Below are 20,206 nucleotides of genomic sequence, written 5' to 3' on the forward strand. Positions count from 1 at the left end.
GAAGGTGAGCTCTTGGTGGTGGCCTTTTCTCCGGGCTCCCCGGGGGGGGCTGGTGCGGCCGGGGGGGGCACGGCCCCCCCCCCCCCGCGCGGGGGGGGCGGGGGGGGGCGCCGCCCCCCCCCGGCAGGTTGGGCGGTTCAGCTCGCGAGCGCTCCGGCTGTCGTGGCACCGATGCGGCGGGTGCCTCCGATGTCGGCACGGTTGCCTGCGGCGGCTCCGTCGCCGTATCCGCTGCCACTGTACGAGCCGCGCGAGTGCCGGACGTGCGGGTGCTCCTTGCGGTAGGCGGCCTCCACCATCGCGTCGCGGTCGGCCAGCACGAGTTCACCGCTGCGGCCCGTGGCCGAGGTCTCCCCGCTGGCGGCAGCGCGGGCAGCCTGCTCGATCGCCTTGAGCCGTTCTATGACGCGCTCGATGAACCCGATGGTCCACGAGTTGCGCCAGGCGCGCGCACTGCGGACGCCGTACGGGACAACCTGCGCGCTGAGCCCGCCGAGCATCTGGATCAGGAGAGAGGCGTAAAGGACCTCGGCGCGCTGGATGTCGGACTCGTGACCGACGATGTGAACCCGGCGCACGTTACCCCGCACGCCCATGTGCACGGCCTTGCAGCCGACGTTCTGCGCGATGAAACAGATGAGGCGGACGCGGGACATGGACCACGGGTTGGGGAGGTCGATGTATCGCGCGGTGACCGCGTCCCGCGACGGCTGTCCGTCGCTCAGCATGGCCTCTTCGACGCCGTGCTTCGCCATCATCTCGAACGCCCTCTTCCGGGCCAACTCCGCCTCAGACTCCGGCGTACGGGGGTCCTCCCCCATGGCGAGCAGAGCGCGGATGGTGTCGAGCTTTCCGGGGGCCTTCGTGGTGCTCACGTGCGTTCTCCTGGTGAGAGAGGTTGTCGGCGGCCGGTCGGCCTACCGGTGCCGGTCGAGGGTTGCCCTCCCCTTCCGACATCATTAATTAAACCATGTTCTAGGGGTTGGGTCAACCCGGATATGGGCTCTGAACTGGCCTTTTCTCGCCACCACCGGCCCGCACCCGCCTGGTCGGGCCCGGCCACAACGGACCTGGGCGGGGTTCCCTCCTCGGTCGGACAGCTCCGCCGTATCAGGGTTCCGGGCGCGGTGTCCTGGCTCGCGCAGCGACCGCGCAGCGGCTCGGCCTGGACTCCGCGCCCGGGTTCCTGGTACGCCCCCTGGGTGTCCGGCCGAGGAGGGAACCCCGCCTCCCTCACCCGCACCACAACGCTCCCGCACCCGAACAGCTAGCCCCCTCCCCCTCCGAGGAGGACCCGCCGGAGGCATGAGATCTCTAAGGCCTGGCCCCTGCCGGCCTGGCCGAAATCTGCACGAGGGCTCGCTCTGACCAGCAGCGATAGCGAACTGTGACTGGAGCACTAGGCGGTGGGCACTCCGTCCCGCAGGTATCGGGGACGACCGTCTGCGAGGGCGTCCATAGCCGCCATGAAGCGCCGCCGAATGCGGTCACCAAGCCGATTTTGGGCGTCTTCTAGCGTGACGAACGAGGCCTCCACAAGCTCGTCGTCGTGAGGGATCAGCCGGTCAACCTGTCCCTGTCCGAGGGTTCCGCCGTCGAAAATGAACGCCAACTGGTCGTCCCAAGGGCCGTGCGGAGCTACCCAATCCACCACTAGCAGTCCGTGCACGGTCACTCGTAGTCCGAGCTCTTCGGATAGCTCACGTATCACTGCGTCCTCGGGCGGCTCGTTGTCTTCAGCCATGCCCCCTGGTAGGTCCCATCCCGGCTTGTAGTTCGGATTCACAAGCAGTACACGCCCAACAGAGTCACGCAGCAGCACGTCAGCCGCTACGCGCTTCCGGGCCTGCTTGGCGTTTCCCTCTGCGAGGTAGGCGTTCCATGCATCCTTGTCGGAAGGATGTGGTGCGGGTGGCTTCATGCGGAGGTGCCTTCCGGAGACGGCGGGATGATGTCTGCCAAGAGCAGCATTCTCGCCCTGCGCGCGTCGTCGAACCGCGTCAGATACTCACGTACGGGAGCATAGGCTCGGTGGGGTTCTAGCAGTCGGCGCAGCAGGTCAAGGTGCTGCATGACCCGAATGGAGCCCAGGGTGGGGCTCGTGCTCAGAAGGTCGTGACCTGTGTGCACGGCCGCGTCCAGCTCACCGCGGCGCACGTGAATGTCCACCAGACTGATCCGGCTCAAGGCCAGAGACCGCGCCCGCCCCGCTTCTCGCAAAGCCACCGCCTGCTCCGCTTGTACGAGTGCTTCGTCAAGGTCCCCCAGATCACGCAGGATCAGCACCGACTCGCTGGCCAGCGCAGCAGAGTCGAAGGGGCTCAGCCACGGGTGTTCAGCCTCGGCCGTGGTCTCGAGGTCGCCCCGAGCAGCTTCGAGGGCACGAGCCGCTGGGGTCCGCTGCGCTGCGTCAGCCAGGGCGCGTGCCTGCATCGTGTGCAACCGTGAGCTCAAGCTTGGAATCCGAGGCCCTTGCTCAGCAAGTCCGAGACCAGTTCTCGCCCATCCCACCGCCCCGGCCGCATCGCCGGTCTGGAGCGCGAGATGACTACTGCTCGCCGCGATGTTCGCGGCGAGCGCCAGGTCTCCTGAGGTGCGCGCCAACGGCAGCGCGCGGGCGAAGTGTCGGGCGGCGCGGTCGTCGTGGCCGGAGTCATGGGCCATCCAGCCGGCCATCTCCGTGAGCGCCGCTGCCGCCGCGAAGACCTGCGGTCCACTGCCGACGTCAACCAGGCGTGGGGCCACACTCGTACTGAGGTGCTGTACGACTGCCCCGTAGAGACGTCCCCCACCGGTCAGCCTGTCCGCGCTGCGAAAATGATCCATTGCCTCTAGGTCATCACCGTCAGGCGGTGGATGCTCGGCTCGTTCGTCCTCAACGCTCGCAACAGCAGGTTCCCAGGAGCGGCGAGCCAACCCGAGTAGGTGCCCGGGAATGCGGAAGGCATCGGCGATTTGCTCGAACAGCGTCAGCCTCTCCACCCGACTCTTGCCGTTCATGTAGTCGTAGAGCCGTCCTTGAGTGATGTCGACAGCGGCTGCGATCCGACGTGTGCTCACACCACGGCTGTTGAGCAGGCGAAACACCGTACCCATGTCCCGTTCGGCACACGCCCTGAGGAGACGTTCGTCCCCCAGCAGTCCCGCGATGACCTCACACGGGGCAGGTGAGGGGTGGTTCATCTGCTGCTCCCTCAGGTAGCGGTCAAACGATGGTATGTCCAACGACGCTTCCATGACTCCGTGTTGGAGTCACCACCCGGAGTCCCCTCGCCCTGCTCTAAGGGCGTTGACTAATTACCCGCCGACACCTCGTGCTGGAAGCCCGCCTTCGGCTGCTTTCCCGAGGCGAGTCGGCAGGACCACTCCAACCAGCCGGCCCTGACCAAGGCGTTGACAATGACCATGGCTACCGCGGAACCCAGACCAACTGGCCACCCGGGCTACAACGTGTCACTGATCTGCGAGGGTAGGGCCGCAGGGCAAGCACGACGTCTGGTCCACATCGCGTGCTCTGCTTGGCAGATAGACGACGAGACTGCGCACACCGGCGCTCTGGTCATGACCGAATTCATCGCAAACGCCATCAGACACACCCGAAGCTCCTCCATCAGGGTCAGGGTGGAGCGGCCGAGGCCCGACAGGCTCCGTGTCGCCGTCGTGGACAAGTCCCGCCGCATGCCTGATGTGAAGCCGCCGAACTCGGAGGCAACAGGCGGGCGGGGCCTCCTGCTGGTCCGTGCACTCACCGCCAGCTGGGGTACGGATCCCCTTCCGTGGGGGAAGCAGGTCTGGGCCGAAATCCAGGTGAAGGGCTGCGGCCAGGACCCACCGGTGCTCTGGAACACCTAGCTGTGCAGTCACGTTCGTCGGCACGCTCCTGCTGATCTCTTAGCCTGCCCTTCCTGCTGGTACTGACTCTTGAGGATTCCCATGTCTGACCGCGTGTCCCCCACCCGCCCGGTCACGCACCGCCGCCGTCGACGGAACCGCTTACGGACAGACCGCTACGTCCTGGAGCAGGTTCGGGCGGCTGTTGCGGTCCCCTTGGTGATCGCCCTGGTCGTGTTGTGTGGGGCTGTCGTTGTCTGGCAAACCGTCCGTGTCGGAACTGGATGGCTACTGTCCGGGGCGGCCGGCGGGCTGCTGGTGGCCGCCATGGTCGGGACGGTGCGAGCGCGGACAGTGGCCAGGGCTGTTGAGGGTGCCCATCAAGTCCAGTTGCGGCAGGTCACTGAGGCGGTATTGGCGCTGGAGAAGCTCATGCTGTGGTCGGCGGACGAGCTGTGCCGGGGCGGTACACCGGCCGTGCCCGACAGCCCTCCGCTGATAGGGGAGGCGGGCCTGGCGGAGGAGTTGATGGAGCGGCTGGGTGAGGTGCAGGTACAGGCCGTTGCCTCCCTGATCCGTGTGCGTGATGAATCGCGGTCGGTGCTCCTGCTGTCGATGCTGCACCAGTTCTCCAAGCGCGAGCACGCGTTGATCGACCGTGCGTTGGAGATGCTCGATCAGTTGCAGGACCAGACGGAGGATCCTGACCAGCTGGACACGCTGTACAAGCTCGATCACCTGGTGACGAGGATGCGCCGCTGGGTGGAGAGCAAGGCTGTTGCCGGTGGGCGGTCGCTGCGCAGTGCGCGGGAGCCGGTGACGGTCATGCAGGTTCTGCGGGGCGCGGTCCAGGAGATCCTGCACTACTCGCGGGTGACGGTCACTCCCGGCACCGTGGGTGTCGAACTCGGGTTCCCCCGGCATGTCGGTCCGGACCTGACGCATCTGCTGGCCGAACTCGTCGAGAACGGGACGCAGTTCTCCGACCCGGCCAGCAAGGTGCAGCTGCGGGCCCAGCGGGTGGCGAAGGGCCTGGCGATCGAGGTCGAGGACCGCGTTGCCATCCCGATGCGAGCCACCGACCGGGAGCGGTGGAACCGCCTGCTGGCCAACCCTGATCAGGTCGATGTGAGTGCCGAGGTCAGGGATGGACGGCTCGGCCTGATGACCACGGCGTTGATCGCCCGCAACTACGGGATATCCGTCGAGCTGAAGGAGAACGTGACGGGAGGAACGACCGCCCTGGTCGTTGTCCCGGACCGGCTGCTCGTCACGATGCCGGTGCCCGTGACCGCCGCTCCTGCCGTGCCGCCGGCCCGACCCCCCGAGGCCACGTCCGTGCAGGCGTCCGCGCCCCGCCGGGCAAGCCATGCCTCTCCCGCAGAGGCTCAGGCGGCGTCGGCCGCTCGTGTCCGGCAGGCGTTGGAGGCTCCCGCGCTGCCTCAGCGTGTGGTCGGTGGGTCACCGCAACGGCCCGGCCGTCCATCTCGTGTCAACCCCCCGGCCACAGCGCCGCGTTACGGCCTAGCGGGTGCGTTCCATGACGGCATCAAGGCCGCTCGGGCTCAGGACCGAACCGCCCCCGCGGAAGGGCCGGAAGCCTCCTCCGGCCCTTCCGGGCCACCGACCGCGCACCCCTGACCCCCACCCCTTGACTGGCCCGAGCCGGAGGCCGGTCCGTTATCGGCAGGAGCGAGTCCCATGACCTACGACACCCCCCACCCCGAAGGCAGCATCGAGACGGTTACGGCGCCTGGAAGGGAGGCCCGGGCGCAGATGACCGGGTTGCTGACGGACTTCGTCAAGAACGTACCCGGTGTCACGCACACGCTGCTGATCTCGCGAGACGGGCTGAAGCTGGTGGACAGCGACGTCCACAGGGACTGGGCCGACACGTGGGCGGCCACCCTGGGCTCGCTGGCCTCCTTGTGCGAGAGCATTCCGGGCCCGACTGGCGGCAGAGAGGCACTGAAGCTGGTCCTGGTCGAGCGTGAGGACGCTCTGATCTTCGCGTCGATCGCCGGAAGCAGCGTGGCTTTCCCGAACCAGCCGGGCAACAGGCAGGGCGTGGTCGACACCGTCCTCGCCGTCATCGCGCTGCCGGACGCCAATGTGGGAACGGTCGGGTACGAAATGGGCCTCTTGGTGGACCGCTTCGCCCCCTACATGCTCGCGCTCGTGCGCAGTGCCTGATGGCCAGGCCCTTGCGGCAAACCCCGCCCTCCACCGCACCGAACCCGGCGTTCGTCCGGCCTTATCTCGTCACGCGAGGTCGTGCACGGGCCCGGCACTGGCTCAGCCCGGAAACCGAGCTGGAAGCGGGCAGCGGCAGAGCGGGAGCGGGCCTGATGGAGGGGGAGTACGAGCAGATCGTGCTGCTGTGCCGGCAGCGGCGCCGGTCGCTGGCCGAGCTGGCAGGCACCATCGGCCTCCCGCTCACAGCGACCCGCGTCCTGATCTCCGACCTTGTCGAGGCCCGCGTCCTGGTGGTGTCGGTCACCGCCGCCTATACGCCCACCGACTCATCATCCCCGGCGGGGGATCGCCCGCCCCGACAGCTCCTGGAGGCACTCCGTGTCGGCCTCGTCCGCCATGCCAGCTGAACCGGCCGCTGCCCTCACGCAGGCCCACAGCCCGGCCGTGCTGAAGATCCTCATCGCCGGGGGATTCGGAGTCGGCAAGACCACCACCGTTCGCGCGATTAGCGAGATCGAGCCGGTGTCCACCGAGGAGTACCTGACTCAGACCAGCGCCCCCGTGGACAGCCTGGACGGCGTGGAGGAAAAACGCACCACTACGGTGGCGTTCGACTTCGGCCGGGTCACCTTCGATGTCCCGATGCCGATCGAGCTGATGCTGTTCGGAACGCCGGGCCAGGACCGGTTCATGGACCTGTGGTTCGACCTGGCCCGCGGAGCGGTCGGCGCGGTGGTGCTGGCCGATACCCGCCGCCTGGCCAGCAGCTTCGACGCACTCACCTTCTGCGAACGCGCAGAGCTGCCCTTCATCGTGGCCGTCAACGAGTTCGACGGCGCCCACCGCTACCCCCTCGGCGAGATCCGCCAGGCCCTGGCCCTGGCCCCCCGCATCCCCGTCGTGACCGTCGACGCCCGAGTGCCCGCAGCTGTCGTCAAGGTCCTGCTCCGCCTCGTCGACCACGCGCTCGCACACTCCCCAGCCGATCCCAACCCGGCTACTGCCCACACCTACCTGGACGCCTGATGCCCCCTCACACGTATACCGCCCAAGCCCCGGTACTCGCCCGCCGCCGGCCCGGATTACAGCCCGTCCCCACCCGGCAGGAGGTATTCGTCCCCGCCCCTGGCATGCTCCACGCGGGACAGGAGACGGTCACCTCGGCCACGGCCCAGGCGATGGCCGAGCAGCGAGCCCGCGAAGAGCTGATCCAGCGCCTGGGCGTGCCCACTGGGCCGGATGACCTGATGGACCAGTTCGCAGACCGTCTCGCCGAGGCGACCGGCATGCTCTACACCTTCGTCAACATCTTCCTGACCGAGCAGACCTTCGTCGGCCGGCACAACCCGCCGCCGGACAGCGGCTATCTGATCCTCGGCCGCACTATGAGCCGCGATCACGGCTGGTGCCCCGCGGTGGTCAAACGGCAGAAGGCTCTGCCCCTGCCCGACGTGCACGCCAGCCCGCGGTTCTCCGGCAACTTCGTGGTCGATGCGGTGGGCATCCGCTCCTACTTCGGTTCCCCACTGATTCACGCCCAGAGCGGGATCACGCTGGGCACCGTGTGCGCGATCGACCCCGAGGCCCGGCCCCGCAGCGACGCACGCCGTCTCCTGGAGGCCGTCAAGTCCAACGGCGCCGAGGTCATACACACCCTCACCTCCGGCAGGTCCGCGCACTGAGCTCCGCCTCGCCACCCCCACCCGGCAACCCCACGACCGGGGACCCGGCCGCCACCTTGCACCCCGCACAGGGAGAGGGACGACCATGACCGCCACCGACGCCACACCCCCAGATCTGCGGCCGTACCTGACCGCTGCCCACGAGCAGCTGTGGTGCGAGGCCGATGCGTTCGCCGCGGACCACGTCGCTGCTCGTGTGCCGTGCATGGAAGCCTCCCCGCACGAGGTGGAGCGCACGTTGCCCCAGCTCATGGCTGCCAAGGGCTGGTTCGGGGTGACCATCGCCCAGACGTACGGGGGGATGGGGGCGGGGCATGTCGCCAAGACCGTGCTGATCCATCGCCTCGGAGTGGTCTCCGCCTCGGCGGCAGCGATCCTCCAGGCCACCCTGATCCCCGTCGGCGCCCTCCATCTCTGGGGCACGGTCGAGCAGAAGAAGCGGTGGCTCCCGCAGGCGGCCGCCGGCACGGTGCTGATGACCATCGCGGTCACCGAACCGGACGCCGGAGGCCACCTCGGCGGCATCGAGACCACCGCCGAATGTGCGGGGGACGAGTGGGTCATCACCGGCGAGAAACTCCACATCGGCAACAGCCACCTGGCCCATCTCCACCTGGTCGTCGCCCGCATTCCTCTGCCCGGTGTTCCCACATCGCAGGCCCTGACCGCGTTCCTCGTGGAGAACGACCGCGACGGAGTGAGCGTCGCTGAGCACCGGGCGCGACTGGGCCTGCACGGCTTCTCGGCCGGGCGCCTGATCCTGGACCAGGTCCGCGTACCCGCCGCCAACATCCTCGGCGAGATCGGCCAGGGCCTGTACGTCGCGCAGAGCGCCAGCATCCTCTACGGCCGCCCCAACCTCACCGCCCTCAGCCTCGGAATCCACGAAGCCCTCGTCCAGACCACGGCGCAGTTCCTGAGTAACCGGCCCCGCTACGACGGGCACCTGTCCGACCAGCCCGTCATCCAGCACCGCCTCGGCGAAATGCAGAGCCGTCTCCAGACCGCCATGACCACCGCCTACAGCGCCGTACACCTCCTCGACGACGGCCTGGCCTGCGACAGCCAGCTCATCAGCGCCAAACACGTCGGTCACCAGCTCGCCGCCCAGAGCGCCCAGGACGCGATGGAACTGCACGGAGCCCGCGCCCTGGATGCCGACTACCCGCTCCAGCGCCTGTTCCGTGACATCCAGCACACCTACCCACCCGCCGGCACCGGCGAGTTCCAGCGCATCCACCTCGCCAAAGCCGCCCTGGGAACAGCCCACATCCAGTGGTCCCAGCACGCCGCCGCCGAGACCGCTTGGAGCCGGCCAACCCCCCGACCAGCCCCCGCCTGAACACCCCTTCCACCCCTGACCCCCGTGCACGGCAGCCCCGTTGACATCCAGTGCCGTGCACGGGCCGGGCACCTGCCACCGGCCCCCTTTCCCCGGTGGCAGGGCCCGCCCCTCGTTCCCGGACCGGACGGCGGCCCGGGAACGAGGCCAGATCCCGGTCCTGTGCCGTTGCGCCTGGGGTGCTGCGGCACAGGACCGGGCAAGACGCCCGCCCGCACGCCGCCCACACCTGCCACGAGGAAACCGAAAATGACCGTGATGCCGCAGACACCCACCAGAGGTCTACCGGAGGGCTGGTTCCGCTACCCCGCGGTTGCGCGAGTCGAGTCCTACCTCATGGGCGAGCGCGACAACTACGAAGTCGACCGGCACGTGGCCCTGCTTCTCCTCGAGGCGGCTCCGTGGCTGCGCGACATGACGGCGATCAACAAGCGGCACCGGCCGCACGCCGTGACCGTCCTCGCACGCGAACTCGGCATCACTCAGTTCCTGGACCTGGGCTGCGGACTGCCCGCCCGCTGGAACCGGAAAGTTCAGCGCCATGAACCCGCCCACACCGCCGAAGCGGCCCAAGATGTCCACTCGGAAGCTCGCGTCGTCTACGTGGACAACGACCCCATGGTGTGCGCACACGCCAAGGCGTTTCTGGACACGAACGGCGCGACCGCGGCGCTCCAGGCCGACATCTGCAAGATCGACGAACTGCTCGACCACGCCACCGTCCACACCACCCTCGATCGGGACCGTCCCATCGCCGTTCTGGCTCACGACCTGCTGCCGTGGGTGAGCGACGAGGTAGCCGACACCGCGATGGAAGCCCTCCGGGACTGGCTGCCGCCCGGCAGCGCAATCTCCGTGACCCACGCCAGCACGGACAAGGCCCCGGAGGCAATGACGGCACTTGTCGATCACTACGCCAAGGCCGGCATCTCCTACCGGCCCCGCCCGCTGGATCGCATCCAGGCGCTGCTGGGCCCGTGGGACCTCCTCCCACCCGGCCTCGTCCTTACCGCGCAGTGGCGGGCCGGGAATGCCCGCCGTATGCCTCGCGCTGAGCATTCCTTCGCCTACGCCGCCATCGTCACCAACACAGCCACGCCCAACGAGCCACGAAACAGAACCGACCTTCCACCATCGGCCGCGTGACAGACATGGAGACGGCTCCGGGAAGCAGGGTCCAAGCGGTTCCTGAACCAGCGGCGCGAAACAGACGCACGACGGCGCGCACCGGGCTCACGAAGTACCAAGAGTCGCACGCAGAATCCCCCATGACCCCAGGAATACGGCGAACTGCCCCTCATCTGCCCGCCCGCCGTCGGTACGTGACCGTCCGACGGCAGGTGGGTGCGCCACCCGGCACCAGAGCCCGAGAAGCGGCTCGGTGCCGGACGAACGCAGAGAGCCAACCGGCCCTCTGCCCACCGAGTTCGAGAAAGGAGGACGCCGAAGACTGATCCTGCCCAGCATCGGGCAGGTCGAGTTCCCAGCACGTTCGCAGATCGACTCTTTCAAAGGAGAAACACGATGAACGCGGAATCTGTGCTCCAGGACCTGGAGGAACTCTTCACCACCGCGGCCCGCACTGCGGTGCCGAACAGCGAGTCCCGGCACCGCAAGCCCACGGGCTCGGGTGACCAGCGCACCAACGAGGACGACTGACCTCTTGTCCTCAAGCGGGGTCCCTCCTATGGGAGGGGCCCCGTCCCAGTTACCGATGAAAGGAGCCGCTGATGCTGAGCATGCGGATCGATGGCACGTTGACCAGCACGTCATGGGAGTGGGCCGGTGACCGCTGGCGCGGCGGCTCGTCCTGGATCTCCCCCTGTGATCACCCCGCGCTGGAGACCTGGTCGGCCAGGGACAGTCAGCGTGTTGTCTTCCAGGTGCGCGAGCGGATGCCTGGACGATCACCGCACTCGCCCAGCTCACCCAGGCCGGTGATCGCGCGCGTCTACGACGATGCCCTCTCCGAGGCCAGCACGTGGGAACGGGCCCACCACCTCATCGAGATCACCCCGAGCGGGATCACCGTCAGCACCGGAGCCCACGGCCCGGCTCCGGTCTACCTGACAACGAATCGCAGCACGTTGCACGGGCATTGGGACGTGGCGCGCTTACGCAGCGCGGCGCCGCACCAGCGCCTCGACTCCATTGAGATCGCCCGGCTCCTGGCACTGACCGGTCACTACAGCACCCGCACCGCATGGCAGGCCATCACCCTGCTCACCGAACGCTCCAGTGCCTGGTTCCATGACGGGGAACTCAGGATGCGCATGCCAGAGCCCGCCCGTCACGACGAGCCCCGCGAACTCGCCCCGGACGCACGAGTCGTCGACGGCTATGAACGCCTCCTCAACGCTGTACTGGCAGACCACCACTACGTCCCCGAGCGCACCGCGATCGAGTTGTCCGGCGGAATGGACAGCACCAACGTGGCCATGTCGTTGGCTGCCCGCCACGGGTCCGCCCTCATCACTGGCGCGCTGATCCAGGAAGGCAAGGCCGGCGAACAGCAGCGGCGACGCCGAGAGGCGATGATCCGCTACGCCGGGTTCCGGGACACCGCGCTGCGAGCAGCCGACTACCTTCCCATGGATCCGCAGCACTCTCCGAGCATGCCGCTCGGGCCGCACGAGGAGATCTACATCGCCGGGCACAGCAGGCTGCTCGCCAAGTGGAAGGCCGACGGGGTGCTGTGGGCCGCGGCCGGGGTCGGCGGAGACGAGATGCTGAGCCTGCCTCCGCAACTCCGCCCGCCGCTGGAACCCGACGAGGCCCCACGCTGGCTCACCCCCACCACGGTCGAGGCCCTGCGGGACCAGGAGAGCGGCATCCCCCCAGCCCCGCCGATCTCCGACTCCACCCTCCGCGCTCTCGCCTGCGGTGCTCCGATGTACCTGCGGGCCGGACTGTGGCCGCTGTACCCCCTTGCCGACCAGGCGGCGTGGCGGTTCGGTCAGTGGCTGCCATTCTCCTGGCGCCGGAACAAGCACCTGGCACGCGTCCGCCTCCAGCGACTCGGCTTCGGCCGCGAGGTGACCCATCCGCCGCTGCGGGAGAACTTCCACGCCGTCCTGAACCAGGCCCTCACCCGATTCGGCCCGGCCACGATCCGCGCGATGCTGGATTCGGGCTCCCCGCTGATCGACGGCAAGTTCATCGACGCAGACGAGCTGGCGGCCGTCGCCCTGCGCCTGGAGCAGCAACAGCCCACGCAGAAGGACCAGATGGTGGCGCACGTACTGCGTCTGCACCGCGCTCTGGTCTGACTGCCACGAGCGAAGGGCCCGGCTGCGCTCACACGCAGACCGGGCCCTTCCGCTTCGCTCAGCAGGGTTACAGCTCGCCCTGCTTCCACAGCTCGAACTCGGCCGTCAGCACCTCGTCGTCGACGGCACGGTGGCGCACCGACTCGACCCAGGCGGCAACGAGCCCACCGAAGACCTCGACGTTCTCCGGGCCGAGCCGGTCATCGACAGCGAACAGGGCGATCAGCTCGTCCGCGGCCGGCTCACCGTGATGGCAGCCCGGACACAGCACCGCTTCCTTCACCCCCGAGACATCCTCGCTTCGGCCATTCCTCCAGCTGTGGGGGAACTGCGCGAGGAGCAGCGTGGAACCAGCGCACTGCGGGCACAGCGGGGTGTCTTCGACCTTGCAGAGGATCTGATCTCTGTCTGATGTTTCCCCGCTCACGCCACTCCCTGCCATGCGTCCGCCCCGAAGCTGCCCTTGATGTCGGAGGCGATCGTGGACGCGTTCACTGTCTTGTGCAGCTGATACACGGTGGTCTTCTGCACCCCTCGCACCACGAGATGGACCGGGTTGTCACCCGGATGCGCCCCCACGATCCGCTTGAGTTCCTTGATCGAGGGCTCGTTGATGCGGTGGTAGGGAAGGTGGAGCTGCACGGGCGCAGCACCGGTGCGCTCCGCAGCGGTGACATCGAGGACCTGTAGCTCCTGCCCGAAGATACTGAGCGTGCCGTCCCGGTCATTGATGCGGCCCTGCACGGTCACGACGCTGTCCTCGACGAGCGCACCCATGACGAGCTGGTAAGACTGGGGGAAGAACAGCACCTCGATGGTGCCGTCACGGTCGGCCAAGTTGACGATCGCCCATGCGCTGCCCTGCTTGGTCATCTTCAGCTGGACACTGGTGATCAGCCCGGACAGGCGCACCATGCCTTCAGTGCGGCCCGAGGCGATCAGATCGGGAATGGTGGTGTCGCGGTTGGCAGAGAGGATGTGCTCGGTGCCGTCCAGAGGATGCGCCGAGACGTACATCCCGAGCATCTCCCGCTCGGTGGACAGCAGCTGCTTGCGGGGCCATTCGCTCTCGTCGATGGGCACTTCGAGGGCGAACCCAGCTTCCGCATCGTCACCGTCGCCGCCGAGGCCGGCAAACAGGTCGTCCTGCCCGTACGCGGCTGCCTTCTTCAACGGCACGACCGCGTCGATGGCCTGCTCGTGAGCGGCGGTCAGGCCCTTGCGGGTGTGACCGAGGGAGTCGAACGCACCCGCCTTGATGAGCGATTCGACCGCGCGTTTGTTGAGCGCGGGCAGATCGACCTTGTCCAGGAAATCGGTGAATGAAGTGAACTTCCCCTTGGACCTGCGGGCCTCGATGATCGCTTCGATGACGTGGTCGCCCACGTTGCGCACGGACCGCAGGCCGAAGCGCACATCGTCGCCGATGGCCGCGAACTCCGCGACGGACTCGTTGACGTCAGGCTGCAGGACCGTCACGCCGAGCTTGCGCGCGTCAGCCAGGTAGATACCGGCCTTGTCCTTGTCATCTCCGACGGACGTCAGCAGCGCGGCCATGTACTCGGCCGGGTAGTTCGCCTTCAGGTAGGCGGTCCAGTAGGAGACCAGGCCGTAACCGGCCGTGTGGGACTTGTTGAAGGCGTACCCGGAGAACGGGAGCATGACGTCCCAGATGGCCTTGATGGCCTCTTCCGAGTAGTCGTTCGCCTTCATGCCGCCGTGGAACTTCTCCCACTCGGCGGCCAGCACCTCGGGCTTCTTCTTGCCCATCGCGCGGCGCAGCATGTCGGCGCCGCCGAGCGTGTACCCGGCCAGCGTCCGGGCGATCGCCATGATCTGCTCTTGGAAGATGAGCAGGTGGTGAGTGGAGCCCAGGATCGGGTCCAGGACTTCCTTGAGCTCGGGGTGGATCGGGTCCGGATTTTGCTTGCCGTTCTGCCGCAGCGCGTAGTTGGTGTGCGCGTTGGCGGCCATCGGGCCCGGCCGGTACAGCGCGAGGGCGGCCGCGATGTCCTCGAATCGGCTCGGCTCCATGAGCTTCAGCAGGGCGCGCATGCCGCCACCGTCGAGCTGGAACACGCCGAAAGTGTCGCCCCGGCCGAGAAGCTCGAAGGTCTTCTTGTCGTCGAGGGGAATGACGAGCGTCTCCGTGTCACCGTCTATCGGATCGACACAGGCGAGTTTGACGCCGCGGTTCTCGCGGATGTTGTGGATGGCGTGGTCGATCACGCCCAGGTTCCGCAGCCCCAGGAAGTCCATCTTGACCAGCCCCATGTCTTCGCAACTGGGGTAGTCAAAGCCGGTGATCTTCACGCCGTCGGCGGCGCGCATATGCAGCGGGATGCGGTCGGTCAGCTTGGTCTTGGACAGGATGACCGCTGCCGCGTGGACACCGGTGCCTCGGGTCAGGCCTTCGACCCCTTTGGCGGTGTCGATGACCTTCTTTACGTCCGGCTCGTTCTCGTACATCTGCCGGATCTCTCCGGCCTCGACGTACCGAGGGTGCTGGGGGTCGAAGATGCCATCCAGGGGGATGGACTTGCCCATGATGTCCGGCGGCAGCGCCTTGGTGATGCGCTCACCGTGGCTGAAGGGGTAGCCGAGGATGCGCGAGCTGTCCTTGATCGCGTTCTTGGCCTTGATCTTGCCGAACGTGTTCACCATGGCGGTGTACTCGTCGCCGTACTTCTCGGTGACGTAGCGCACCATCTTGTCGCGCTGACGGTCGTCGAAGTCGAGGTCGACGTCCGGCGGGTTGATGCGCTCAGGGTTCAAGAAGCGTTCGAACAGCAGGCCGTGCTCCAGCGGGCACAGCTCGGTGATGCGGGTCGCGTAGGCGACGATCGAGCCGGTGGCAGAACCACGGCCGGGCCCGACCGGCACGCCGTTGTCCCGCGCGTACTTGCAGATGTCCGCGACCACGAGGAAGTAGCTGGAGAAGCCCATGGGGCCGATGACCGACATCTCGGTCTCGAACCGCTCCATGACCTCGGCGGGGATCGGGGAGCCATAGCGCATGGAGAGGCCCTTCAGGCACTCCTTGCGGAGCCAGGACTCCTGCGTCTCCCCTTCCGGCACGTCGGGGAACTGCGGCATCTCATCGACGTTGTCGAAGACCTCGTCGTACGACCCGATCCGCTCAGCGATCAGCAGCGTGTTGTCGCACGCCTCAGGCAGCTCGGAGAACAGGTGGCGCATCTCCTGCGCCGTCTTGAGGTAGTAGCCGCTGCCGGAGAACCGGAACCGCTTTTCGTCTGCCTTGTTCTTGCCGACACCGATGCACAGCAGGTTGTCGTGCGCGTCCGCCTGGTCCTCGTGGATGTAGTGCGCGTCATTGGTGGCCAGCAGCGGGATGTTCAGATCCTTGGCCAGACGCAGCAGCCCGTCCCGCACCTCCCGCTCGATGGACAGGCCATGGTCCATCAGCTCCAGGAAGTAGTTCTCCCGGCCGAAGATGTCCTGGTACGCAGCGGCGACCTTGCGGGCCTCGTCGTACTGCTTCAGCCGAAGACGGGTCTGGATCGCGCCGGAAGGACATCCGGTCGTCGCGATGACACCCTCGGCGTGCTCGCTGATCAGCTCCATGTCCATACGCGGCTTACCGGCAGGGAATTGCCCGGTGTAGCTGGCCTCGGTGGACATGTAGAAGAGGTTGCGCAGACCCTTGACGCTGCTGGCCCACATGGTCATGTGGGTGAAGCGGCCGCCGCCGGAGACGTCCTTCGAGCCCTCGCCGTCGTCCGACATGGCGCGCTGGCCGCCCGGCCCCCAGAACTCCTGCTTGCGGTTGCGGCGCGAGGACGGGGCGACGTACGCCTCGATCCCGATGATCGGCTTGACGTTGTCGAAGCCCTTGGACACCTGATGGAACTCGTACGCACCGAACATGTTGCCGTGGTCGGACATCGCCACTGCCGGCATGCCCTGACGGTCAACCTCGGCGAACATCGGCTTCAGCTTCTGCGCGCCGTCGAGCATCGAGTATTCGGTGTGATTGTGCAGGTGAACAAAGCTGTCAGCCACCGGGCGGGCACCTCCGAGGGCGGTCGTGGGAAGCCCCCACCTTATCCCTCAGCTGAAGATCAGACTCGACCCCTCCGGTCCTTCTGGAAGCCGCGAAAGGCGACGAAGTCGATGACCTTGCCGTATTACCCAGAGGGTTCGATTCGCTCCGCGGCGTGCCAGGCATCGCGTGTCTCTGACGATCTTTAAAGTGACTTCATGAGGGTGTGACCGTGAGCGCTGCGGCAGGGCGACTTTGCATCGACGTCTGACCACCACGGCGAGTTGACCACAAACCTCACCCGAGATGCCCACACCAAGACAAACGATCCAAATAACGTGAATCGTGCATAGTTGGCCATGGCAGGGCATCCGGCCCGCTCGACTCCTCATCGGTGCCGAACTCGGAGTCCTGGCTCGCGCAGCCGCTCGCCTGGACTCCGCGCCCGGGTTCCTGATACGCCCCATGGAGTGTCCGGCCGAGGCGGGAACCCGCCTTCTCCGCCCGCACCACAACGACGCCGCACCCAACCAAGAGGCTCCTCACCCCCTCCGAGAGAAGACCCTCAGGAGGCACAGAACCCCTGATGCCGGCACCCGACGAGCTGATGGTTCGAGATGTCCGCCGACCTATGCCTACGTTGCGCGCGACAAGCAGCGATTTCGAACAGAACTGGGGCACAGGTGAGCACCACTCCGGCAGCATCGGTGAGCGCGGCAGAGCTGCGGCGACGGGTTCGCGCTGTCGAAGCGCTCCAGACGAGGATGCGGGAAATGGCCGCAGCGAACGTGTTGACCACCCGCGAGACCGCGGTGAGGGCGGCACAGGCGAAGGATGAGGCCGACATCGCGGCGCGGGAAGCCTCTGCGGTCGCCCTTCGACTGTTCGACAACAACGCCGAGTTGGTCTCGGAACTACTGGGAGTGCCAGCGGAGGAGCTAGAACGCGAAGCAAAGCCTGTTACCGCCGCTCGCGCGAAGGAGATCATCGAGACCGTGCGAGCCCGCGCCGAGCGCCCCCGCTCCAGTCGCCCCCGAAGGTCTCGAGCGGAAGCGGCGGACGCGTCTCCCCCGGCTTCGCGCGCCCCCGCCCCGGTCGTCACGCCGGACGGCAGCCGGGCTGATGCCGCCTGAGAACGACCCCCGAGCCGGACTCTTCCCGCTCACGGCTGTAAACGGGTCCGGGCCCGTTCACGTTGATGAGCAGCTTGCCCTCATCGGTGAACCAACGCCGGTTCGCATACCGACAGTCGAGTGGGCGGCCTGGCTTGCCGACGAGTCTGTTCAAGCCCGCTACTGGGCAAAGGTTCACCGCACCTCATCAACCGGGGGCTGCTGGTTCTTCTTCGGCGGAATCTCCAGCACCGGCCACGCCAGCTTTAGGGCCGCCTCGCGGCCTGGCAGGACGCGACGCGGCACAGTGCCGGGCCACCTGTACGGCTACCAGCTAGCCCACGGTGTGATCCCGCGTCTCGGCTGGGGAACCGACAGCCCGACTGTCTGCCACACCTGCGACAACCACTCCTGCCAGCAACCGGCACACCTCCGGCTGGGCACGGCGGCGGAGAACCGGGCCGAATGGCTGGCCCGGCGTAGAGACCCCGGTAGCCCGCTGGCCGACCTCCGCGGCCCTGCCAGACGTTCCCGCGCGATCGGCGCGGCCATCCGAGCCGGCCAGGAGCGCGGGGAGTCCGAGGCGGAGATCGCGAGACGGCTCCGAGTAGCCATGGCCACGGGCCGCCCCCTCAGCCTCTGGTAAGTGGACAACCTGCCCCGACTGGGTTCAGTCGGGTGTCTCGGGTTCCCCGCAGTGTTAAACCCATTGGTGACGCTGCGACTCGGAGTGCGTCGAGCGGGTCTCCCTGATGAACGATGCCGACTGCGCAGCTATGGATGCAGCAGTGCTGTTGCATCCACCATCTCTTCGTCAGCGTTCCAAAGTCAGCAGCCACCAGCCGAGCCTCTCGGCGGCGGATCCGCGGATGACTTCCTCGAAACCAAATCGGCTGAGCATTTTTTGGCTAGGGATGTTCCGCCAGTCCACGCGCGCCATGACAGCCACGGACTCATGGTCCGGCTCACGCTCAACGATGTCGTAGAGCGCATCGATCAGGACCTCGTCGGCGACTTTGCCTCCCTGGTGGCGATGCCTGAGGGAAACGCCGATCATCAGGAGATAGCGGAATGCCTGCCCTGGTAAGACGTCCAGGTCCGGGTGAATACCCTCCGGCCGCGCGTGAGTGTAGGCTGCTGCGATTCCCACGGCGTCTTCGGCAATGCGAAAGCGCTGGTCGAGGGAGACTGATCGATTGGTGTCCGCCAGCGCTTCTTGGCGGAAGTACCTTTGAACCTCGTCTTCCCAGAACGCGGGCCGGCCCTTGGGGGGTTTCGCTTCAGCGCAGGTGAACGTCTGGAGCAGCCTGCGGTCCTGCTTGTTTGGGGTTCTCCATGCGAGTGTGCTCACGGGCGAGGAGGCAACTTTCGGCGGGGCCCCTCGCTCGCGTTCAGGCGCTCGCTGATCGCTTTTGCCTGCTCCGCCGACATCGGCGCCTTGATCTGCTCGATCAATGGCTTGCCGATGCTCCTGGAACGGCGGCGAATCGTTCCACCAAGATGAGCCTGCGCCCGCCGCAGCTGCGGGCTGGCGTTAGCGATGATGCCATCGTGTTCCTGGAGAGTGGCCAGCGCTCTGCGGAGAACCCTGGCTGCATCGCTGCGATCATTCCGAAACACACCCAAAGCCACGGAGGTGTCGATTTCGCTCTGGATCACCTGTCGGATAGCAGCCCGCTGAGCGAAACTCCCGGCGAGCTGACTTCGGAGCGGGTCGATGTCGGAGTGGGTCCGCCGGAGGTGGGCAGCCAGGAAAGCCAGGCCCTGCCCCTTCTTGGCTGAACTCGTGGTCTTGATCAGGCGGCTGGCCTGCCCCGAGACGGCCCGTCGGGCCGCCGCCAGATCGACCGTGCTGCGGCCGATGCCTCCCTTGAACCCATACAACTCCAGCCGCTTTGCGTCAGCAGGACTCCGATTGGCAGAGAGAGCTCCGTCCTCCCCGGTCGTCGCCGCAGCGCCAGGGACCGCAGCGGCTCCAAAGGCCGTGCGGTCGCCGCGGTTGGGCTCCGACACCATGCGCCCAGGATATCGCGAACGTCGACCTACGCGCCTGAGCTCTGCATCCTCCCGCCTGCGACGATGCTCACTCACAGATCAGGCCAGCCTCGGGACCGATCACGTACCGCTGCCCGTCATGTGCATCCAGGCTCTCCGTACGCGCAGCACGGTCCGGCAGGACGACGCCGAGCAACTCCGCCGCGACATCCTTCGTACGGCTCGGGTTGTACCTATGAAGCTGCCAACACCTGGCGGTTGAATCCAACTCCGCCACGCAGGGGACAACGATCTTCAGCAGCAAACGATCACTGGATACAGAATCCCGGTGCGTCCTTCATGAATCACGTGCCCTCAACCTGAATTCCCAGCTGGAGTACCTGGCAGAGACTCAGGGGCGGCGGCGCTGGATCCCTAACCAGATCGGTTCGGCGGCGCTTTGCTTCCGAATTCCGCTGCTCGCCGTCCCGGGTCGCCACCCAGAGAGCCGCGCCGACCGCTCCGACTGTGGCGGCCGCGCTTGCAATGCAGAGGAGCCTCCGCCCCATTACCGAGGTCAGCCCAGCCACAGCCGGACCACTCACGTGGTCCGACTTCTGGCTTCCCGGACCGCGTACGTCACGCACGCGAGTCGAGGTCCGGGGCTTGGTCGCCTCTTCTGTCGCCGGTAAGCCAAAGAATCCGAACCATGTCCGCTGCCGCCCTGCGTCGAGCCGGCTTCTTCCCATAAACCGCGGTGAGAGACAGCAACACGATCAGCAGCAGATAGAGCAGCG

General features: G+C 67.1%; 18 protein-coding genes. 11 read left to right on the forward strand and 7 right to left on the reverse strand.

Annotated elements, in window-relative coordinates; all coding sequences use genetic code 11:
- Positions 1 to 137: 137 nt before the first annotated feature.
- The 3 genes from ACIBK5_RS27840 to ACIBK5_RS27850 form a co-directional block, all read right to left on the reverse strand.
- Positions 138 to 875, reverse strand: a complete 738-nt coding sequence (locus ACIBK5_RS27840; protein WP_399023577.1) for a DUF2786 domain-containing protein — start codon at positions 873 to 875, stop codon at positions 138 to 140.
- A gap of 524 nt (positions 876 to 1,399) precedes the next feature.
- Entirely contained in the window at positions 1,400 to 1,921 is a 522-nt protein-coding gene (locus ACIBK5_RS27845; protein WP_399023579.1) for an NUDIX domain-containing protein, read from the reverse strand.
- Positions 1,918 to 3,237 (reverse strand): XRE family transcriptional regulator, encoded by a 1,320-nt coding sequence (locus tag ACIBK5_RS27850; protein WP_399023581.1) that lies wholly within the window; start codon positions 3,235 to 3,237, stop codon positions 1,918 to 1,920. Before ACIBK5_RS27850 ends, ACIBK5_RS27845 begins: the two co-directional genes overlap by 4 nt.
- Before the next feature lie 168 nt (positions 3,238 to 3,405).
- Between ACIBK5_RS27850 and ACIBK5_RS27855 the strand changes: the two genes are divergently transcribed.
- The 10 genes from ACIBK5_RS27855 (at position 3,406) to ACIBK5_RS27900 (ending at position 12,320) form a co-directional block, all read left to right on the forward strand.
- A complete protein-coding gene (locus tag ACIBK5_RS27855) occupies positions 3,406 to 3,852 on the forward strand; it encodes an ATP-binding protein (protein ID WP_399024047.1) in 447 nt (148 codons plus the stop codon).
- 198 nt (positions 3,853 to 4,050) lie between these two features.
- Positions 4,051 to 5,472 (forward strand): ATP-binding protein, encoded by a 1,422-nt coding sequence (locus ACIBK5_RS27860; protein WP_399023583.1) that lies wholly within the window; start codon positions 4,051 to 4,053, stop codon positions 5,470 to 5,472.
- Between the two features lie 60 nt (positions 5,473 to 5,532).
- Positions 5,533 to 6,024 carry a roadblock/LC7 domain-containing protein gene (locus tag ACIBK5_RS27865; RefSeq protein ID WP_399023585.1) on the forward strand — a complete coding sequence of 164 codons (492 nt, stop codon included), beginning with the start codon at positions 5,533 to 5,535 and terminating at the stop codon, positions 6,022 to 6,024.
- Positions 6,024 to 6,434, forward strand: coding sequence for a DUF742 domain-containing protein (locus tag ACIBK5_RS27870; RefSeq protein ID WP_399023587.1), 411 nt, complete (start codon positions 6,024 to 6,026; stop codon positions 6,432 to 6,434). Before ACIBK5_RS27865 ends, ACIBK5_RS27870 begins: the two co-directional genes overlap by 1 nt.
- On the forward strand, positions 6,424 to 7,053 hold the full coding sequence (locus tag ACIBK5_RS27875; RefSeq protein WP_399023589.1) for a GTP-binding protein: 630 nt from the start codon (positions 6,424 to 6,426) through the stop codon (positions 7,051 to 7,053). Before ACIBK5_RS27870 ends, ACIBK5_RS27875 begins: the two co-directional genes overlap by 11 nt.
- Positions 7,054 to 7,157: 104 nt before the next feature.
- Positions 7,158 to 7,709, forward strand: coding sequence for a GAF domain-containing protein (locus tag ACIBK5_RS27880; protein WP_399023591.1), 552 nt, complete (start codon positions 7,158 to 7,160; stop codon positions 7,707 to 7,709).
- 85 nt (positions 7,710 to 7,794) lie between these two features.
- Positions 7,795 to 9,051: an acyl-CoA dehydrogenase family protein gene (locus ACIBK5_RS27885; RefSeq protein WP_399023593.1), complete on the forward strand. Its 1,257-nt coding sequence runs from the start codon at positions 7,795 to 7,797 to the stop codon at positions 9,049 to 9,051.
- A 249-nt stretch (positions 9,052 to 9,300) separates the two neighbouring features.
- A complete protein-coding gene (locus ACIBK5_RS27890) occupies positions 9,301 to 10,197 on the forward strand; it encodes an SAM-dependent methyltransferase (RefSeq protein WP_399023595.1) in 897 nt (298 codons plus the stop codon).
- Positions 10,198 to 10,575: 378 nt separating this feature from the next.
- Entirely contained in the window at positions 10,576 to 10,710 is a 135-nt protein-coding gene (locus ACIBK5_RS27895; protein WP_399023596.1) for a hypothetical protein, read from the forward strand.
- A 71-nt stretch (positions 10,711 to 10,781) separates the two neighbouring features.
- Positions 10,782 to 12,320, forward strand: a complete 1,539-nt coding sequence (locus ACIBK5_RS27900; protein ID WP_399023598.1) for a hypothetical protein — start codon at positions 10,782 to 10,784, stop codon at positions 12,318 to 12,320.
- Positions 12,321 to 12,387: 67 nt separating this feature from the next.
- Here the strand turns inward: ACIBK5_RS27900 and ACIBK5_RS27905 are convergent, their stop codons facing one another.
- Positions 12,388 to 12,762, reverse strand: a complete 375-nt coding sequence (locus ACIBK5_RS27905) for a DUF6300 family protein (RefSeq protein WP_399023600.1) — start codon at positions 12,760 to 12,762, stop codon at positions 12,388 to 12,390.
- Complete coding sequence (gene dnaE / locus ACIBK5_RS27910; protein WP_399023602.1) at positions 12,744 to 16,343, reverse strand: DNA polymerase III subunit alpha; 3,600 nt, start codon at positions 16,341 to 16,343, stop codon at positions 12,744 to 12,746. Before dnaE ends, ACIBK5_RS27905 begins: the two co-directional genes overlap by 19 nt.
- Positions 16,344 to 17,096: 753 nt before the next feature.
- Between dnaE and ACIBK5_RS27915 the strand changes: the two genes are divergently transcribed.
- Positions 17,097 to 17,456, forward strand: a complete 360-nt coding sequence (locus ACIBK5_RS27915; RefSeq protein WP_399023604.1) for a hypothetical protein — start codon at positions 17,097 to 17,099, stop codon at positions 17,454 to 17,456.
- Positions 17,457 to 18,249: 793 nt separating this feature from the next.
- On the opposite strand, the gene ACIBK5_RS27920 is transcribed toward ACIBK5_RS27915, so the two are convergent.
- On the reverse strand, positions 18,250 to 18,786 hold the full coding sequence (locus tag ACIBK5_RS27920; protein WP_399023606.1) for a hypothetical protein: 537 nt from the start codon (positions 18,784 to 18,786) through the stop codon (positions 18,250 to 18,252).
- A complete protein-coding gene (locus tag ACIBK5_RS27925) occupies positions 18,783 to 19,451 on the reverse strand; it encodes a hypothetical protein (RefSeq protein WP_399023608.1) in 669 nt (222 codons plus the stop codon). Before ACIBK5_RS27925 ends, ACIBK5_RS27920 begins: the two co-directional genes overlap by 4 nt.
- Positions 19,452 to 20,206: the final 755 nt, after the last annotated feature.

The organism is Streptomyces sp. NPDC050546 (genome assembly GCF_044457425.1).
Lineage (GTDB): Bacteria > Actinomycetota > Actinomycetes > Streptomycetales > Streptomycetaceae > Streptomyces.

Excerpts from the sequence above, each read along its gene's own strand:
- ACIBK5_RS27850 (WP_399023581.1), bottom strand. The coding sequence starts at position 3,237 with ATGGAAGCGTCGTTGGACATACCATCGTTTGACCGCTACCTGAGGGAG.
- ACIBK5_RS27900 (WP_399023598.1), top strand. The coding sequence starts at position 10,782 with ATGCTGAGCATGCGGATCGATGGCACGTTGACCAGCACGTCATGGGAG.
- ACIBK5_RS27905 (WP_399023600.1), bottom strand. The coding sequence starts at position 12,762 with ATGGCAGGGAGTGGCGTGAGCGGGGAAACATCAGACAGAGATCAGATC.
- ACIBK5_RS27880 (WP_399023591.1), top strand. The coding sequence starts at position 7,158 with ATGCTCCACGCGGGACAGGAGACGGTCACCTCGGCCACGGCCCAGGCG.
- ACIBK5_RS27925 (WP_399023608.1), bottom strand. The coding sequence starts at position 19,451 with ATGGTGTCGGAGCCCAACCGCGGCGACCGCACGGCCTTTGGAGCCGCT.
- ACIBK5_RS27870 (WP_399023587.1), top strand. The coding sequence starts at position 6,024 with ATGGCCAGGCCCTTGCGGCAAACCCCGCCCTCCACCGCACCGAACCCG.
- ACIBK5_RS27890 (WP_399023595.1), top strand. The coding sequence starts at position 9,301 with ATGACCGTGATGCCGCAGACACCCACCAGAGGTCTACCGGAGGGCTGG.
- ACIBK5_RS27895 (WP_399023596.1), top strand. The coding sequence starts at position 10,576 with ATGAACGCGGAATCTGTGCTCCAGGACCTGGAGGAACTCTTCACCACC.
- ACIBK5_RS27875 (WP_399023589.1), top strand. The coding sequence starts at position 6,424 with ATGCCAGCTGAACCGGCCGCTGCCCTCACGCAGGCCCACAGCCCGGCC.
- ACIBK5_RS27845 (WP_399023579.1), bottom strand. The coding sequence starts at position 1,921 with ATGAAGCCACCCGCACCACATCCTTCCGACAAGGATGCATGGAACGCC.
- ACIBK5_RS27855 (WP_399024047.1), top strand. The coding sequence starts at position 3,406 with ATGGCTACCGCGGAACCCAGACCAACTGGCCACCCGGGCTACAACGTG.
- ACIBK5_RS27915 (WP_399023604.1), top strand. The coding sequence starts at position 17,097 with ATGGCCGCAGCGAACGTGTTGACCACCCGCGAGACCGCGGTGAGGGCG.
- ACIBK5_RS27885 (WP_399023593.1), top strand. The coding sequence starts at position 7,795 with ATGACCGCCACCGACGCCACACCCCCAGATCTGCGGCCGTACCTGACC.
- ACIBK5_RS27865 (WP_399023585.1), top strand. The coding sequence starts at position 5,533 with ATGACCTACGACACCCCCCACCCCGAAGGCAGCATCGAGACGGTTACG.